The organism is Rhizobium sp. T1470, from assembly GCF_042140505.1.
In the GTDB taxonomy this organism is placed as follows: Bacteria; Pseudomonadota; Alphaproteobacteria; order Rhizobiales; family Rhizobiaceae; genus Rhizobium; species Rhizobium favelukesii.
Window position 1 is genome coordinate 1,725,211 of record NZ_CP148091.1, and the last position, 16,067, is coordinate 1,741,277.

Annotated in this window: 14 protein-coding genes and 1 pseudogene; 5 read left to right on the forward strand and 10 right to left on the reverse strand. The window is 61.8% G+C overall.

What is annotated here, in order from left to right:
• Positions 1 to 21 precede the first annotated feature (21 nt).
• From WGT02_RS08615 to WGT02_RS08645, 7 genes are read right to left on the reverse strand one after another with little or no spacing between them, the layout of a single operon-like run.
• The gene (locus WGT02_RS08615) at positions 22 to 699 is read right to left on the reverse strand and encodes a VOC family protein (protein ID WP_024317123.1); all 678 of its coding nucleotides are present in this window, start codon (positions 697 to 699) and stop codon (positions 22 to 24) included.
• Positions 696 to 1,130: a VOC family protein gene (locus WGT02_RS08620; protein WP_024317124.1), complete on the reverse strand. Its 435-nt coding sequence runs from the start codon at positions 1,128 to 1,130 to the stop codon at positions 696 to 698. Before WGT02_RS08620 ends, WGT02_RS08615 begins: the two co-directional genes overlap by 4 nt.
• Positions 1,127 to 3,073, reverse strand: coding sequence for an acyl-CoA synthetase (locus WGT02_RS08625; protein ID WP_208248279.1), 1,947 nt, complete (start codon positions 3,071 to 3,073; stop codon positions 1,127 to 1,129). The genes WGT02_RS08620 and WGT02_RS08625 overlap by 4 nt, the downstream gene beginning before the upstream one ends.
• A gap of 14 nt (positions 3,074 to 3,087) precedes the next feature.
• Positions 3,088 to 3,276: a hypothetical protein gene (locus WGT02_RS08630; protein WP_208248277.1), complete on the reverse strand. Its 189-nt coding sequence runs from the start codon at positions 3,274 to 3,276 to the stop codon at positions 3,088 to 3,090.
• On the reverse strand, positions 3,270 to 3,917 hold the full coding sequence (locus tag WGT02_RS08635) for a TetR/AcrR family transcriptional regulator (RefSeq protein WP_225039606.1): 648 nt from the start codon (positions 3,915 to 3,917) through the stop codon (positions 3,270 to 3,272). The genes WGT02_RS08630 and WGT02_RS08635 overlap by 7 nt, the downstream gene beginning before the upstream one ends.
• Entirely contained in the window at positions 3,910 to 4,785 is an 876-nt protein-coding gene (locus WGT02_RS08640) for a 4Fe-4S dicluster domain-containing protein (protein ID WP_024317128.1), read from the reverse strand. The genes WGT02_RS08635 and WGT02_RS08640 overlap by 8 nt, the downstream gene beginning before the upstream one ends.
• Positions 4,786 to 4,796: 11 nt before the next feature.
• The gene (locus tag WGT02_RS08645; protein WP_208248275.1) at positions 4,797 to 7,775 is read right to left on the reverse strand and encodes a molybdopterin-dependent oxidoreductase; all 2,979 of its coding nucleotides are present in this window, start codon (positions 7,773 to 7,775) and stop codon (positions 4,797 to 4,799) included.
• A gap of 362 nt (positions 7,776 to 8,137) precedes the next feature.
• Between WGT02_RS08645 and WGT02_RS08650 the strand changes: the two genes are divergently transcribed.
• Positions 8,138 to 8,842, forward strand: coding sequence for a TetR/AcrR family transcriptional regulator (locus WGT02_RS08650; protein WP_024317130.1), 705 nt, complete (start codon positions 8,138 to 8,140; stop codon positions 8,840 to 8,842).
• Between the two features lie 86 nt (positions 8,843 to 8,928).
• Here the strand turns inward: WGT02_RS08650 and WGT02_RS08655 are convergent.
• A pseudogene (locus WGT02_RS08655) lies at positions 8,929 to 9,208 on the reverse strand (TetR/AcrR family transcriptional regulator); the annotation flags it as partial.
• Positions 9,209 to 9,977: 769 nt separating this feature from the next.
• Between WGT02_RS08655 and WGT02_RS08660 the strand changes: the two are divergent.
• The gene (locus tag WGT02_RS08660; protein WP_375679381.1) at positions 9,978 to 10,409 is read left to right on the forward strand and encodes a hypothetical protein; all 432 of its coding nucleotides are present in this window, start codon (positions 9,978 to 9,980) and stop codon (positions 10,407 to 10,409) included.
• Between the two features lie 156 nt (positions 10,410 to 10,565).
• Here the strand turns inward: WGT02_RS08660 and WGT02_RS08665 are convergent, their stop codons facing one another.
• Both WGT02_RS08665 and WGT02_RS08670 read right to left on the reverse strand, forming a co-directional pair.
• The gene (locus WGT02_RS08665) at positions 10,566 to 11,093 is read right to left on the reverse strand and encodes a hypothetical protein (RefSeq protein ID WP_024317133.1); all 528 of its coding nucleotides are present in this window, start codon (positions 11,091 to 11,093) and stop codon (positions 10,566 to 10,568) included.
• A gap of 91 nt (positions 11,094 to 11,184) precedes the next feature.
• Positions 11,185 to 11,871 (reverse strand): TetR/AcrR family transcriptional regulator, encoded by a 687-nt coding sequence (locus WGT02_RS08670; RefSeq protein ID WP_024317134.1) that lies wholly within the window; start codon positions 11,869 to 11,871, stop codon positions 11,185 to 11,187.
• A 794-nt stretch (positions 11,872 to 12,665) separates the two neighbouring features.
• Here WGT02_RS08670 and WGT02_RS08675 point away from each other — a divergent pair.
• The 3 genes from WGT02_RS08675 to WGT02_RS08685 all read left to right on the forward strand — a co-directional run bounded on the left by WGT02_RS08675 (position 12,666) and on the right by WGT02_RS08685 (position 16,067).
• Complete coding sequence (locus WGT02_RS08675; RefSeq protein ID WP_024317135.1) at positions 12,666 to 13,388, forward strand: hypothetical protein; 723 nt, start codon at positions 12,666 to 12,668, stop codon at positions 13,386 to 13,388.
• A 200-nt stretch (positions 13,389 to 13,588) separates the two neighbouring features.
• Entirely contained in the window at positions 13,589 to 14,929 is a 1,341-nt protein-coding gene (locus tag WGT02_RS08680; protein WP_208248273.1) for a Dyp-type peroxidase, read from the forward strand.
• A 22-nt stretch (positions 14,930 to 14,951) separates the two neighbouring features.
• A complete protein-coding gene (locus WGT02_RS08685; protein ID WP_024317871.1) occupies positions 14,952 to 16,067 on the forward strand; it encodes a DUF4331 family protein in 1,116 nt (371 codons plus the stop codon).

The following is a 16,067-nucleotide window of genomic DNA, read 5'->3' on the forward strand; positions in this document are numbered from 1 at the left end:
GCGCCTTTTGATCGGACAGGGTCAGGCGCGTTCGTCGCCCTTGAGGTCCCCGTATCGCGCGCGATAATTCTCGATCGTGTCCATGGCCCCACAGAATTCGACGTTGTGCCAGTCGGGATCGTAGAGGTAGCAGGCGACGTTGCCGCCTGTTTCGCCGTCTCCCAGGTGGGGCTCGCTGTTGTGGCGGACCGGACCGTAGTTCAACTGGAATCCGTCAGCCTGCCGCTGTTTGGCAAAGGCCATGACATCCTCCAGTTGGTTTCCTTCCACCTCGAGCGCAAAATGGAAGAAGCTCATGCCCGAAGGCACGGTAGCCCTGCCGGAGGGGTCGTGCTCCTCGACGAGCACGAGGCATTCCTCGTGGTCGGCCGCGCTCATGTAGCAGCAGCGAATGCGCCAGCCTTCCTTGAACGGGTGCCGTTCGGGCTCGCAGGTGCGGGCGTGGACCATGCCGGCGACTCGCTCGTACCAGGCCCGGCTTCGCGCGATGTCGCGCACGTAGATCGAAAGCTGCCCCATGTGAGCGACGAGCGAGGGCTTGAAGACGCCGTAGTCCTCGGTCTTGTTGGAGAACCGCCGCCTCGTCAGCGTCGGCCACAACAGCACAATTTCGCGAAACCATTTCCGCTTCAGCAGGCCTGCGAAGCGTAGCTTGAATGGGGACAGGACGTTCGGGGGAACGAAGGCGGCGTTGCTCATCTGCTAGTCTCCTCGATGATCTCGATCCAGTGCTTGTCCGGGTCCTGGACGCAAAAGGCGCGCGACACGGGGCGTGCGGAGGCGAGCATGCGCCCTTCGCGGATCGGCAAGCACATGTCTCGTGCGCGGCTTCTGACGGCATCGAACGCTCGTGCGTCCTTCACCGCCAGCGCGAAGTGCAGCATGGATTTATTGTCCATCTTCAGCTTGTGGTGCTTCACCAGGCAGATGTCGTGATGGTGGAAGCCGAAGGAGAAGAAATGCATCTCCTGCTGCGACAAACGCATTGCGGCGCTGCTGTCCGGATGGTTGAGAGCGGAGAACTGCAAGTCGAAAAGCTCAATGTAGAAGGCCTTTGAGCGCTCCAGTTCGGTGACGTAGAAGACGTGGTGCTGAAGGTTGGTGACGGGGATCCGTGCTGTAGCGTTCATGACTGGTTTCCTGACTGCTGGAACTGGGCCTTGAAAGCATAGCGACCGAGCTTTTCGCGGAGAGTGGCTGGATCGCTGTCGGTCGCGATTGTTGCGAGCAGTCCGAGGCGGGCGTCTTGAACGACCGCTAGCGATATGAGCCTGATGCCGGAGGCTTCCGCCTCCTGTCGCACCACGTCCTCGATCTCGAGCATCGACAATGCCGGTTTGAAGATCTTGCCGACGGGCGTGACGGGCAGCGAGGAAAGAATCCGGACGAATTTCGGGTGCGCGGCGCGCTCGGGAATACGGTGGACGGCATGGGCAAGCAGGTCTGCTTCCGACGCCACCATCGCCGGCTTCAACTGGACATAGAGGATCGGCAGTTCACCGGCGCGCTCGTCGGGCCGTCCGACCGCTGCGGCGAGTTGCACCGCCGGGTGGTCCTGCACCGCATCCTCGATCAGCTTGGGATCGATGTTGTGGCCGCCGCGGATAATGAGCTCCTTCCTGCGACCCGTCAGCCAGAAGTAGCCGTCCGCGTCCTGGCGGGCGAGATCGCCGGTGTTCAGCCAGCGCTCGCCGTCGATCTCGATCCAGAGACCCTTGTTGTGTTCGGCGTTGACGTACCCGGCAAAGACGTTCGGTCCGCGGATCGCGAGCACGCCGACCTCTTCCGTCCCGGCGAACCCGAGGAAAGTGCCGGAATCATCAAGTCTGACCGATGCCATTTGCTGGTAGGGGAGGCGCAGGCCGATCGAGCCGATGCGTCGCTCGCCCTCCGGCGGATTTACGCTGGAAACGCAGGCGCCTTCCGTCAGGCCGTACGCCTCCAGAATGCGGATGCCAATCGTCTTTTCGAACGTTCGGAACAGTTCCACGGGCATCGGAGCCGCGCCGCAGAAGCCGTAGCCGGCGCTTGAAATGTCGCGGCCGCCGACCGGGACTTGCAGTAGTGCCGAAAATACTGTGGGAACACCCGAGAAGGCCACGATCCGATAATGTTCGACGATCTCCCAGAAGGACGGGATCACTCCTTCTCCGCGATAGCCGTGCGGCGTGCCCAAGACGACATGTCCGCCTTGCGACCACGGGATCAGGCCCGTCACCAATTGCCCGTTGACGTGGAAGAGCGGCAGGCCGCAGAAAATCGTCTTGCCGGGCGCGAACGCGTCCCCCGTCATGGCCTTTGTGGACCACGCGTCGAATACCTCCGACAAATGCGTGCGTGCGGCGATCTTCGGCAGTCCTGTCGTACCGCCTGTGCAGAAGTACGAAGAGATGTCCCCGGCGGTGGGCGCGTCGAAGGTCAGCCTGTCGCCGCTTTCCGTGTTCATTTCCTCGCGAAGGCTGAGAACGGGGATGGAAAGTCCATCGACGCCCGCGATCTGTAGCCGCTCCTCCGGCGCGTCGTCGGAGTTGTAGCGGAGATACGGTGCTAAGCTGACGGTGAGGATACCTTGCAGATCCGGCAGGTTCGCGGCGGCCCTTGTCGCCTTCTGCCAGATGTCATATCCCGGAAAGGGCGCCAGAGTGACGAGCCACTTCGCCCTGCCGGCAGCAAGGAGTTCGGAGATCTGTCCCGCTTCAAGCAGCGGGTTGACTGCGAAAGCGATGCCCGCCGCCTCGCTCCCCCAGATCACGAAATGCGTTTCGGGCAGGTTGGGCAGCACGAAGGCGACGACGTCGTCGCGGCCGACACCCAGCCGGCGGAGGGTATTGGCCGTTTTCGTGATGTCAGCCAGCAGTTCGGCGTGCGTCCAGACGAAGGCCTCACGGAAGTCGTCTGAGCGTAGAAAGAAGGACAGCGCAGGCTGATCCGGCGCTATGGCGGCGCCGCGCTCCAGCATTTCGTAGGTGTTTGCCGGGAGGTCACGCTCGGGCAGCGGGAACTGCTCGAACGCCTCGACGTCGGGCAAGGCGACTATGGGACGGCCGAAGCCGCCGGGGGTGGTTGCAAGCATGGTGGTCTACCTCCCTAAAGGTCAGCGTCGGCGCGCCTTGGCGGCAAGCCGGATGCAGCGATGCGACCGACTTCCTCAGAGCCGGCCTCCAGCGCCATAGGCATGAACTTCGCCGCGTCTGATCCGTCGTCTCGCCTGGTCCTGTCGCCCGGCATCACCGGAAGGGCCGCGGAGAAACGGATGCAGACCGTCGTCGTCAACATGGAAGAGCTCCATTCCGGAGCGCCTCGATGCTGAATGAAATCAACTCCTCGGGCGTAATGAGCGAGCGCCTCAGATGGAACGTCTTGATGGCTTTCGGTTCCCAGAGTGCGGCAGTCGACGTGCACAGGCATTCGGCGGCGCGAAGACTGTCCTGCTGGCGAAATTCCCCTTCCCGGACACCCGCCTCGACCAATTCTGCGACGATGCTTCTCACGCGCTTGACGTGTGCTTCGAAGGCGGGCCAGTGTTCGTCATCGGCGATCGTGAGCAGCTCGAAGAGCTTTTCCTCATCCCGCATGAGGGCGAGAAAACCTCGATGAAGGCCGCCGAAGAACTCGCGAAGTGTTGCAGCGCTGAGCTTTCTGTCGGAGCCCGATCGCGTTGCCGGAAATGTGTCTTCGAGCACGCGCGCAACGAGCGCATCGTACAACGCCAGCTTGGACGGAAAGAACCTGTAGACATTTGCCGGCGACATGCTGAGGTAGCTCGCGATGTCGCATACGTTCGTCTTGGCGGATCCGTGGATCGCGCACAAAGTCTCTGCTGCACCGAGTATGCGGGCTACGCTTGTTTCCCGGCTCTCCTGCCGTCTTCGTCGGCGAGATGTCATGCCAGGGCGGCAATGATCACTCTCAAGCATCGGCGCCTCCACGCGAATCCGCGGGTGAATTGCCAGTCAACCTCAGTTCGCCGAGATAGACGCTCTCCGACAGAACGCAGTCGCGCCAGATCCCACCAAGGGCATGGGTGATGTCGATGCGATAGGTGCCGCCGTCCCCGGCGAGCTTGTTGAAGCGAAAGTCGCCGAAACCGTCGGTGACCGTCCTCGCGAGAACCGTGCCGTCCTGGGACAGGGTGACGTCGGCCGCCTCGACGCATTCCACGGTGCCGCCGACATCGGCGCTGACGCTACCGCCCACGAAGCATGTCTCCCACCTTTCCAGTCCCCGGTACCAGACGCGGGGGTTGGCTCCGAGGTTGGGCTTGAGCACCTGAAGTCCGTCTGTTTCCGCTTTTTTCTTCATCGCGGCGTCATCGACTTTCAACGCCTCGAAGACGTCCGTCGGGCAGGACTGTTGACAGCGGGGCCGGTCCCACCCCTGATCCAGTAGGTGGGCGTCGAAGAACCATGTCTCCGGCACCTGTTGCTCCTCATTCCAGACGATCGCGCCATACGGGCAGGAACGGACGATGTCCTTGCGGCCACGCGACTTCACCGGATCGATGATGACGATACCGTCATCGCGTTTGCGGATGGCGTCGCCGGCGCGGCGAATGCAGGGCGCATCGTCGCAGTGATTGCACATCACCGGCAGGTAGGTGGTCTCCACCATGGGCGCGCTTCCCTGCGTACGGCGCAGGATTCGGATGGGGCTCTCGCCGACGGCGGCGGCCGGCGCCGCGTAGCCGGGGAAGTCGTTGCCGACGTGTTCATCTCGATTGGCGATGACGCAGTTGTAGCAGTTCTCGCAACGGCCGACGTTGATGATAAGATTCCACTTGCTCACAAGACTTCCTCCTAAGCCGCGCGCGCCATCTTGAAGGCTTCGGCGTTCCGCCACTTCTCGATCTGCACGAGGCACGAGTTGGGCGCCATGCTGCTGGTTCCGCGGCTCTGCGATCTGTCCGGCGTCAGCGTGTTCAGGCAGCCGCCGATCTCGACGGTCTCGCCTTCGACGTCGACGAGCTGAAATTCCGCGCTCGCTTCGTAGGATTTGACGACGCCTGGGGTGACCAGGGGCGAAATGTCGGCGGCGCAGATGACGGCGCCCCGGTCGTTGAAGATTTTCACCAGGTCGCGATGGCGGATGCCCCGCGCCGCGGCGTCGGCCGTGTTGACGCGCAGCAGCCAGAAGCGATGCCCGGCAATCAGGGCGCGATGGTCATCCACCTGATTGACCGCGCTGTTCTTGCCGTCCATGCTGGTGTGGAAGCTGTAGCGGCTGTGCGTCGCGATCATCTGCAGCGGATAGCGTTCCGCCAGCTCGGCATTGCGGCCTTCCCAGGACGGAATGTAACGGTTGACCGCCGGCCGGTCCGGATTATCCGCAGTGTGCCGCTTGAATATCTCGGGCACGAATTCCAGCTTGCCGCTCGGCGTCTGCAGGCCCATGCCGAACTGCTCGGCATACTGGGACGGCATCGGCGCAGGTTCGGGCAGGTCCTTGCGCCGACCCTCGGCGAACCAGCGCATATCGACGGGCTGGCGCAGCTCCGGCTTTTCCGGCGGCACGACGTAGTAGCCCTTGCGACAGAATTTCTTCCAGGCGACGTGATCGGGCAGATCCGACGAATCGAAGACGCGCTTGACCCAGTCGAGTTCGCTGCAGCCCTCGGTGAAGACTGCGCCCAGGCCCAGCCGGGTCAGGATGGCGGTGAATATCTCATAGTCGGACTTCGACTCTCCTAGTGGCTCTATGCATTTGTGCTGGAGGGTGACGACGCGATGGTTGACGACGTTGACGCCGTGATGGGCGTAGCCTCCGGAGTTCGCCCATTCTCCGATGTCCCAGCGCTCCAGTGACGTGCAGGCCGGCAGGATGATGTCGGCGAACTGGGCCTCGCCCTCCATCCAGATGGACTGGTTCACCACGAACTCGATGCTCTCGTGCCGGTAGGCGTCCACCCAGCGCCCGGACCGCGTCACGGTGCTGAGCGACGATCCGCCGTAGCGGTAGATCATGTGGATCGGCGAGTAGCCAGGCATCGGATAGGTGAACGGCGCGAACTGCGCCTCCTGGGCCATGCCGTCCCACAGGTAGCCGGTGGCCTCGCCGTCTATGATCGCGTCGGGCATTTGCTGGCGCGGCACCATCTGCTTGACGGGGTTCATCGTCAGGATGTGCGGCATGCGCTGATAGTTGTTTACGGCATTGCCGGTAAAGGCGAGGTCGCCGGATATCCCCCCGTCCGCATAGCCCGGGAAATAGAAATGCAGGTCGTGCGGGATGCCGATCTCGAGGTTGCCGAAATTGACGCCGGGCTTGCCCCAGCCCTGCATCGCCATCATCATAATCATGCAGCGCGCCCATTGCGCACCCGTCGCGCCGCGGCCCGCGCCGCCGAAGCCGGTGCCGGTCATGCCGACGGCAAGGTAGACCTTCCTGCCGCCCCATTTGCGGGCCAGGGCGCGCACGTCCTTGGCAGGGATTCCGGTCTCGGACTCCTGCCATTCAGGGGTCTTGGGGACTCCGTCGGTCTCGCCGAGCAGGTAGGCCTTCCATTCGTCGAAACCGGTGGTGCGGGTGGCGACGTAGTCCTTGTCATAAAGGCCTTCCGTGGCCCAGACATACATGATCGCCTGGGCGAGGGCCGCGTCGGTCTGCGGCCGGACGGGAAACCAGCGTCCGCCAAACAACTGAGCTGTCGGATTGCAATGCGGATCAATGTGAACGAACTCGATGCCGAGTTCCTTCGCCCAGAGGCGACGCGTCGTGCCCTCGAATCCTGCGTAGGCTCCGTTGGTGCTTTCGGGATCGCTGGACCAGAAGACGATCATCTCGGCTTCCTTGAGGCAATCCTCGACGCCGCCATAGCCCGCCGGCACGCCGACACGCATCGAATTGCCGAAATGGTGCATGGCGCCCCAGTACCAGCCCTCCCAACTGTCCGGATTGGCGGCCACCCGCGTGAACCCGATCAGGTTGGCGAACCGCATCAGCGAGCTGAGATAGTAGCCGACGTTGCCCCACTGGTGGTGGGACGACATCGGGAAGGTGATGGCACCCGGCCCATGGACGCGCTTCTGCCGGTTGATCTCCTTGGCGACGATGTCCAGCGCTTCGTCCCAGGTGATCCGCACGTAGCCGGATTTGCCGCGGTTTTGGGGATTGCGTTCGCCATCGGGATCGAAGTCCACTCGCTTCATGGGATGAAGGATTCGCTTGTCCGAATAGACCAGGGATTTCATCGTCAGGGCGTGGGGCGCCACCAGCGCCCGACGGGGCGGACTGAACTTGCGGCCGCGCGCCTCGATCACCCAGGTGGATGGATCTGTCGCGTCGAACTCGAGGGGGGTGACCCGTAGAATGCGGCCATCCTTGACGTAGACGAAGAGGGGACCGCCGTTGGTGCAGGTGGTGTACCTTAGACTGCCATCGGACATTCGCGTCCCCATGGACAGACCGGCGGTATCGCTCATGTTGAGGGTCTGCGTGAACCAGACGACCAACTCGTCCGGCCCGGTGGTCACAACCTTGAAGTTCTTGGCCGCGTGGATGATCTCGCCCTGATCGCGATTGGGCAGCAGGAGTTTCAAGGCGGTCGCCACATCCTTGAAGGACATCGCCACCTCGGCCTCGGCGGCCGCAGCCTGCCGGGAGCGGAACCTGCCGTTCCGGATTTCCACGATGCGGCCAATGCTGCCGTCCTGCAGCCCGATCCATGCGACGACGTCGCGCTGCTTCAGCCGTTCCCGGAACGCGGGATTACGGGAGGCCGTGAGGTTCATCACCTTCGGCAGGGCGACAAGGATGGCCCTGAGGAGCTGCCGGTTCATCTTAGATCTTATGGCTGACATGTCGTGCCGGTCCTCGAGTCGTAACGTTCGATCTGGAGGCGAAGAAGGAAGAGGCCCGATCGCTCATCGCGAGGGTCCGCCGCTTCGTCGATGGTGCTCCTCCGATCCCATCTTTCAATATGGACCTTTATGTCATAATGACTATAAGGTCAATTTGAAAATTATTGACCTGTTAATCTAATGATCTGGCCGCCCGCATCGGGGCGGGCCGCAGGCATTGACGACGCGGGCGGCGCCACTAGAATCGTCCGGAGATCCGGATTCGACCGGACCATGATGGAAATTCCGCCGGGGCCGTCCTTCGGGGCAGGGCGGGTCTGATGCGCTGGCAAGGAGCGGTAATGGCACGAATCAATCTTGAGCGTCGGGCGGCGATCGGCGAGGCGAAGCGCGCCCGCACGCGCGCGGCGATCCTTGAAGCCGCGCGCGCCTGCTATGCAGCCCCGGAGCCGGTCTCGGCGACGGTGGATGCCGTGACCCAGGCCGCAGGGGTGGCGAAAGGAACCTTCTATCTGCATTTTCGGGACCTTCCGGCGCTGGAGGCGGAGCTGGGCGAGACGCTGATCGCGGAATTGAGCGAGCGTCTGGAGCCGGCCCGCCTGGCGGTCGACAACCCGCTGACCCGCATGGCCACGGCCGTCACCATACTGCTTCGCGACCTGGCCGCAGCGCCAGCGCAAGCCCGTCTCGCCGCGCGCGCGGCCGTCATGCTGCCAGATGTCGCCCAGGCGGTGCAGGCTCGGCTGCGGGGGGACCTCGCCGACGCCCAGGCGGACGGCCTGCTGGCGGTCGGGTCCGTCGATCTCGCGGTCCGCATCGTTGTCGCGCTTGTCGAGCAGGCTTCATCGCTTTTCAGCACGAGCAGGATCGATGCGACGGCCATCCCGGACATCGTACGCGCGGTCTTGCGCGCGATGGGATGCCCGCCGGGCGACGCCGCGAACCGGACAGACGAGGCGGCACTGAACGCCGATGCCTTTGCTCAACGAACATCCGCGGTCGCCGGCGCGGTTTCCAGAATTCATCAGACCAACCAAGTCGAATAAGACTATGGCTCGTGAACTACGCCTTCAACGAGTACTGCGCTCTGCACGAACTCTTCTGAAAGGCCCGCCTTGCGGAATCCGCGTTCGCAGACGTATGCACGGGCTATGGCAGCCAGCCGCATGCGCGGGCTGTCGAGCTCCTTCGTCGTTTCGGCCATGCGCATCGCCAGAAGTTCGAACCCCACCGCCGAGACGGCCGCGAGCAGTTCGCGCTTGTCGGCGAAATGTTTGTACGGGGCGTTGTGAGACGCCCGCCCGGCGGGCGAGCTCACGGGGCGAAAACAGCGAATGGCAAGTAGCCTCCGCGCAGAAGCTGGCCGTCAATGGCGCGCGGAACGGGTAGGTCGGCGCGGTAAGCAACCCCATGAACAGCTCAGGGAGGCGGCCTCAGCGCCTGTGAGGTCGCGAACCCGATCGGCTGGAGGGCAAGCCCAACGCGGGCCGCAAGCACCACTTTGTTCAAAACACGCGGAAACTTGTGACGCCGCGGTTGGCTTCGATGCGCTCGAGCAGGGCAAACCCGGCAATCGTGACGACTGCGATGAGCGAGGAGGCCAATCCAAGCGCAATCACTGCTCTATCCTTCGTGATAACTTCTTACTGTTCTGGAGGGAGGAAGCGGTTGAAGGTTCATTCATAGCAGCATTGTCGAGCATGGTCTCCGCCAGCAGCCGCATCAGCTTCGTATTGGACGACGGAACAGCTTCCTCTGCTCGTCCTGCCGGTAGCCTGGCAAATCCCACAAAAACACCGAGCGAACCTCCTTGAGCTGGGTGCCCGAGGACCACGTTCGTCAGCGTCGGCCAACGCGGCAGGAATTCGCCATAAGACCCAGGAACCAAGCCGACCGTTTGGCGACCGTCGTCAAGCGCGGTCCTATCTGAATTATCGCAAACTCTCATCCGAATCTCTCTTTTGCTGCACTACAGTACGAGGGCGCGATCAAGACATGCCACGTAGCCGTCGAGCGACAGGTCGCTTGCGGTAGCGCTGGTACCGTGAAAGTGAAGAGCCGGAACTTCAGTGAAGGCACGAGCACTGCTTCCTCAGTCCCTCGCTGGATGATCGTCCAAGGCGGGTCGGAACTTGGTAGACGTGTTACTGCAGCCGGCAAAAAAAGATCGTGGAAGTGACTGTGACGACCGAGGGCCAGGTTCCCGTCGGCATCATGAATGCGAGGCAGGAGCTGTCTCTTCCCGATGAAATGGACGTCTCGGTCTTCCATCCCGATCGCGACTCCGGACGACCCGACGAGTTTATCGATCGGGAAGAACTCCGGACCCTGACGGAGCCGTGGATAGATTCAGTCGGCATCCGATTCCCGGCCCCCATAAGTGAAGACGCTGTGGATCGTTTGAATGAAGCGAAGGCCGCCCGAACCGTGTTGGAGGAAATCATTGCATCGGCAAGCGAGGCCGGCTGGGGGACGCGGGAAATCACGGTCGCTCTCATTGAGGCAGCGCAATCGCTCACGGATGCTAACCGGGCCGATCCAGAGCCGGCAGGCGATCCCGATGGCGAGGACGCAGTTCGGGAACAGATCGGACATGGCGAACAGTTCGATTAATGTGTTTGTCCAGTCATCAGGACGGAACTGACCGACGTCCTTGAGAAGGCGCGATGATCATCCATGCTGCGGAAATCCGCCGAGGTTGTTGGCCGCCAAGTCGACTGGCGGCCGTCAGCTACACGGTCGAACGACCGGATATCGCTCATGCCTTAATCACGGGACCAGGGACCTCTCGGTATTTGCTGCTCGCTCGCCGGAAGGCGGCGGATGGTTTAACCTTTCCGCAAAAATCCTATGATCGGGTCGATAGGTGCCCGCCGCCAATTCTGCTCGGCCGGCCTCACCGAAATCCAAGAGAAAGTTCATTGCGCCGGAACGCGCGAGATCCCGCATTTCAGAAAGCGAGCGGTTAGGGGTCAGGTAGGTTTCGACGATCCTTTCCATTGCCATTTCGGCGGCATCCACGACCGGTCGCGATGAGATTAGACGCATTTGAGCGACCAGGGCGTAAAGCAGCACGAGATCTGAGACGTCGTCCTTCTGATGGCTGACCGCATCACCATAAAGCCGCGTGGCTTCGGCGATGAAATCCGAAAAGAGCTTTTCGCGCTTGGCAGCCTCGACCTCGCGTTGTTTTTCCTTCACCTGTGACCGGTGCGTCGCCCAGGCCGTAGCGAACGAAGCCAGGCCGCCGATCGCGACGCCGGCGAGGCCTACCAGGGCAGAAATGTATGCATCCATGAGAATTCACCTTCCGGAACGAAAACACGGCGTGCACCAGGAAGATGACGGGGGCCGCTCACCGACAAGCTCCGACTCGTCATCGGTACTTCTACCCCGCCAGCGGAGGACCTACCCAAACGCCTTCTGGCACCGCGGGGATGCTGTTCACCAATCCGTCGAGCATTCCCTGCAGGACGTTCCCGGTCAGCTCCTCCATCTTGTCGCTAGGGCCGACGAGGCGGTCCGCCAGCAGCAAGGTGAGACCGTGCATTTGCGACCAAAAAATGAGAATGGCCCCATCGATCGTGCGGGTATTGGCCTCGGTATCTGCAATTGGCCGCCCGAGAGCGCCGTCAGAAATCGCACCTACGATGAGTGCTTTCATGTTGTAGGCCGCGGTTCTTTCGATTGCGGGGCGCCCATCGTCCTGACCGGCGAGGTAGCCGCCGAACATCAATCTGTAGAGCGCCGGATTTTTGACGCCGCCGCAGACATATGCGCGCGCCATGGCTGTCAGCCTCTTGCGCGGACTGTCGAGTTCTTTGGTCGCTTCGGCCATGCGTTTTGACAGCAGTTCGAACCCAACCGCCGAAACGGCGGCGAGCAATTCTCGCTTGTCGGCGAAGTGTTTGTACGGGGCGTTGTGGCTGACGCCTGCCCGACGGGCGAGTTCCCGCAGCGAAAACTCCGTGGTCTGTGATTCGCTGAGGACGTCGAGCGCTGCATCCACGATGGCCCTGTGCAGGTCGCCATGGTGGTACGGGCGTTGCTCTGTGCTGGAAATATTTTGGGTCATACCGGTCCAATTAGCCTCTCAAGTTGCTTCTGTCAACATATTTGGAGGTGATGTTGAAATTGGCCGCTCTGTTCGACAAGGTGTCGTTGTCATCATGGCCGGCTCGCTCCGCTCAATGTCACGTCACTCACACCTCAGTCTTTTACGGGCACCTAACTTCTCTTCCACCTCTCGCTCTGCGTTTACGCTGGAAGGCGGGATGCAGTCTTCGGCGGTCCTTCCCGCAGCGTGAATGTAGACACCATCGGATAGCGAGATTGAACGAGCGTATAATTGCCGCAGAGGGCTCCTCCGACTACGATGTTTTCGGTGACAAAGGAGCTCAATACTGCCGTTGTCGAGGTCGGAACGTGAATCGTTCAGTGTCGGCGGTAAATGAAGGCGGACACGATTGTGGCATTCGTCCCCTCTGACGCGGTGGAACATCTTTCTACATACACAGGGTGGGGCACGCCGCCAAAACTCACCCTTGTCGGCGAAGCGCTTGTGGACCGTTCCGACCGACACCCATTCGACGGGCGAGCCCCCTAAAGAGAAACTCGGCGTTCGGTCCGCCCCCAAACTTCGATTGCCTTGTCTACGATCGGCCCCGTGCAGATCCGCCGCGATGGGGCGTTGCCTGACTATGTCTTCTGGTGGTTGTCCGTAGTCGTCAACCTTGGTTGGAAAGCTGCGTGGTGTCGACACACAGGAGGATCAATGTTGCTGTCGCCAACTTTTGGCCATTTTTGATGCCTAAGTGGGCGCCGTCAACTTTCGCAGGGCCGTTTGCGCAGATCAGATTGGAGTTTTCAATGAATCGTGAAGAACGCAGCGTAGCAGTATCGGAATCCATCACGAGCGCCGGCGGGTGGGGCCTGCGCTACCCAGGTCTTGTCATGGGCAAGGGCAGCAAGAACGAGGTGAAGGAGTTCACCGGCATGTGGGGACTGAAGTCCGGAGCCGACCTGGTGGCGTTCACGGACACGCTCAGCCGAGAGGTCCCTGTCTGGGGCGGGCCCGGCAAGACGTTCTCGGAGGCGACGACGATGCTCGGCTTGATCCGGACGGCGCGATGGTTCGTCGCGAGGACTCAGGACTTCGATGGTTATGCCCTGTTCTTCATCTCCCAGTTCGACGGGAGTCTCGACAAATACTTCGACGACTTCGTTCTCAATGGGAAGGAGAACCTGACGAAGATCTGGGGTCAGTGCGTAGGGTGTCCAAGCGGCCCGGATGCGACGGCAAGCGATATCGTGGAATATATCGCACGCGGTCAGATCAAGACCCTGGCCTGTTACGATGTTTTTCCGAGCCTCAGCCTCGGCCAGATCTACAAGGCCGCTGACTGGTACGAAAAGACCCAGAAGTTTCAGCGCGCGGTCGCCAAGGGCGAGGGCAAGCTCGAGGACATGGTCACCGCGTTTTTCGGAGAGCTGGCCGAATCCTACAAGCAAGTGCCAAGCGACGCGATGATCGACACCGAGGTCGGTCACCAGTGGCAGTACGAGGATGTTGCCGAACACATCGGCAAATGACGCCCGCGAACACCGTCAGCACCAACTGACCTCCCAGAAGATGAGGTCGGCAGTTCGCCCCCGGCTCGGGCGGCCTCATCTTCTGACGACTGCGTCGACTTTTTGAGACAAGGATTCCGACAATGCCGACTCTAGGTTCTCAGCCTGGCTTAACTTCTGCTGACCTCAAGGGCAACCTGCACGACATCCAGGATAATGTCGTGACGCCAATTCTCCTGCGATACGGCCGTCACGTTTTCCTGAGGTTCAGCGACGGGGCGAAGTCGCGAGCATGGCTGCGCAACATGTTCCAACGCGTCAATGCGCGCCAACAGGAGCGTGGCACGCGATTCACGGTCAACATCGGGTTCACCCATCATGGCCTGAAGGCGCTCGGACTTTCCCAACGGGCGCTCGGCAGCTTCCCGGAAGCGTTCCGGGTCGGCATGGGGGGACGTGCAGGGGCGGTAGGCGACGCCGGACCCCATTCGCCGGAACATTGGGAGGGCGGCCTTGGGGGGCCCGACATTGACGCAATGGCTTGGCTTCGAACCGATTCCGATCAAGGTCGCGAAGAGGCAACCCGCATCCTCCGCGAGGAGTTCGAGTCGACCGGCGGGGTCGAGATCCGGTTCGTTCAGGATACCATGGCGCTCGCGCATGAAAGCGGGATCGGGTCCGAAGGCGAACATTTTGGGTTTGCCGATCCAATCTCCCAACCGCCGATCGAAGGCGCGGATACGCCTGCCTATCCGGGCGACGGCGTGCTCGAAAACGACGGCACCTGGCGTCCGCTGAAACCGCGCGAGTTCCTGCTCGGGTATGAAGACGAGGTCGGACCCGGCGGCACGATGATGCCCGAACCATTCGAACTGCGGGTGAACGGAACATACATGGTGTTCCGCAAGCTCTACCAGGACGTTGCAGCGTTCCGCCGATATCTGGCGACCGCCGCGCGCTCGCTCTACGGCAGCGACGATCAGGACCATCGGGACCTGGTGGCGGCCAAACTCATGGGTCGCTGGCCGAGCGGTTGCCCGCTCGACCTGTCGCCCGAGAAGGACGATCCGGCCATCGCCGCCGACCCTGACCGGCGCAACGATTTCACCTATGCCGGCGACGACGAAGGCCTGCGGTGCCCGCTCGGATCGCACCTGCGTCGCAGCAACCCGCGTGCCACGCGCCTTAAACGGGCGACTGCCGTAAGGCGCCACCGACTGCTTCGGCGCGGCGTCGAATACGGTCCGCATCTTGAGGATGGCGCCCTTGAAGACGATGGGATCGATCGCGGCCTGATTAACCTGTTCATCCAGGCCGACATCGAACGACAGTTCGAGTTCGTCCAGGCCGAATGGATGAAAGGTGGGGAGTTCATGGGACTCGACCCCGCCGAGCAAGACCCGATCAATGGCGTCGGTGGCGAAGGATCGCAAATGTCCGTGCCAGGCGCCAAGCGACCGTTCCTTTTCGATCTACCCACCTTCGTCACGGTCAAGGGCGGCGAATACTTGTTCGTGCCCGGGCTGAACGCGCTCGCGGGCATCATCGAACAGAAATTCTGATCCATCGAAAGAGGCGAATACAATGTCAGATCATTTCAGCGGCCCGGCGGTCATGGACGACCCCGCCGTCGACATCACCGATTTCTACGCCTTTCCCAGCCCGGAACGTCCAGGCAATCTCGTCCTGATCATGAATGCGTTTCCCATGGCCACATCGCAGTCGTTTTTCAGCGATGTCGTGACCTATCGTTTCCGGCTGCGACCGCTGACCCAGTCGGGAGCCGGCTTCGTGCACGGTCCGGAAGACTATACGATCGACGTGCGTTTTAGTGATGTGCCAGACGGGACGTCGGCCCAGAAAGGTTCCATCGTCACATCGGATGGGCGCGAGACAGGATTCGTCACTGGCGAGCCTTCGGAACTCGAGGGCATGCGGATCTACGCGGGACTGGTCAGCGACCCGTTTTTCATGGATGTCGAGGCCACCATCCGCACGGACATTTCCGGCAAGCTCTCCTTCGGAGCCAAGGGCACGAACACCGTCGAGTTTCGCGACGTCTTGACGATCGTCGTCGAGGTGCCGTTCGCTCCAATCCTTGAAGGATTGGATGGCGTTACTTTGATTGGAGCCATTGCGGAAACGCTAGTCGCACGCAGCAAGCCCATCCGGCTCGAACGTGTCGGCCGGCCGGAAATCAAGAACGTGATGCTGTCGAACGCGACACGCGATCCCAAGGGTGTCGAGCTACGCGACCTTTACAACAAAGAGGACGCCTTCTCCCTCTCCAGGGAATATCGGCCGCTCTACGAGTCGCGTGTCGATGCGACGCTTGCGTTCTTCGACGGTCTCGACGGCGAGATGGCCTGGCAGTTGGCAGCGGATGGGCGGCATCCCATGCGCGATCTGCTCATGGACGACTACCTGGTCCTGGATCTCGCTCATCCCTTCGCGACGGGCAATTTTCTCGAAATCGAACGGGCGGCGCTCGAGAACCGTCCGCACGCGAGCGCAGGCGGTCGCTGGCTCGACGACGACATCCTGGACGAGATGCTCACGCTTCTCGTGAACGGCGGGCGGGGCGAACGGCTGGGTGATGGCGTCGACGGTCCAACCAATCCGGCCGCACCAATCTTTCCTTACGTGCGTCAAGCCAACGAGCGGACGGATCTTTCCATGCCCGCATTTGTGGAGAAATGA

Bases quoted from the DNA above. Each gene is read 5' to 3' on its own strand.
- WGT02_RS08670 (WP_024317134.1), bottom strand. From the start codon at position 11,871: ATGACCCAAAATATTTCCAGCACAGAGCAACGCCCGTACCACCATGGC.
- WGT02_RS08630 (WP_208248277.1), bottom strand. From the start codon at position 3,276: ATGTTGACGACGACGGTCTGCATCCGTTTCTCCGCGGCCCTTCCGGTG.
- WGT02_RS08620 (WP_024317124.1), bottom strand. From the start codon at position 1,130: ATGAACGCTACAGCACGGATCCCCGTCACCAACCTTCAGCACCACGTC.
- WGT02_RS08650 (WP_024317130.1), top strand. From the start codon at position 8,138: ATGGCACGAATCAATCTTGAGCGTCGGGCGGCGATCGGCGAGGCGAAG.
- WGT02_RS08685 (WP_024317871.1), top strand. From the start codon at position 14,952: ATGTCAGATCATTTCAGCGGCCCGGCGGTCATGGACGACCCCGCCGTC.
- WGT02_RS08615 (WP_024317123.1), bottom strand. From the start codon at position 699: ATGAGCAACGCCGCCTTCGTTCCCCCGAACGTCCTGTCCCCATTCAAG.
- WGT02_RS08625 (WP_208248279.1), bottom strand. From the start codon at position 3,073: ATGCTTGCAACCACCCCCGGCGGCTTCGGCCGTCCCATAGTCGCCTTG.
- WGT02_RS08665 (WP_024317133.1), bottom strand. From the start codon at position 11,093: ATGGATGCATACATTTCTGCCCTGGTAGGCCTCGCCGGCGTCGCGATC.
- WGT02_RS08675 (WP_024317135.1), top strand. From the start codon at position 12,666: ATGAATCGTGAAGAACGCAGCGTAGCAGTATCGGAATCCATCACGAGC.
- WGT02_RS08635 (WP_225039606.1), bottom strand. From the start codon at position 3,917: ATGCTTGAGAGTGATCATTGCCGCCCTGGCATGACATCTCGCCGACGA.
- WGT02_RS08645 (WP_208248275.1), bottom strand. From the start codon at position 7,775: ATGAACCGGCAGCTCCTCAGGGCCATCCTTGTCGCCCTGCCGAAGGTG.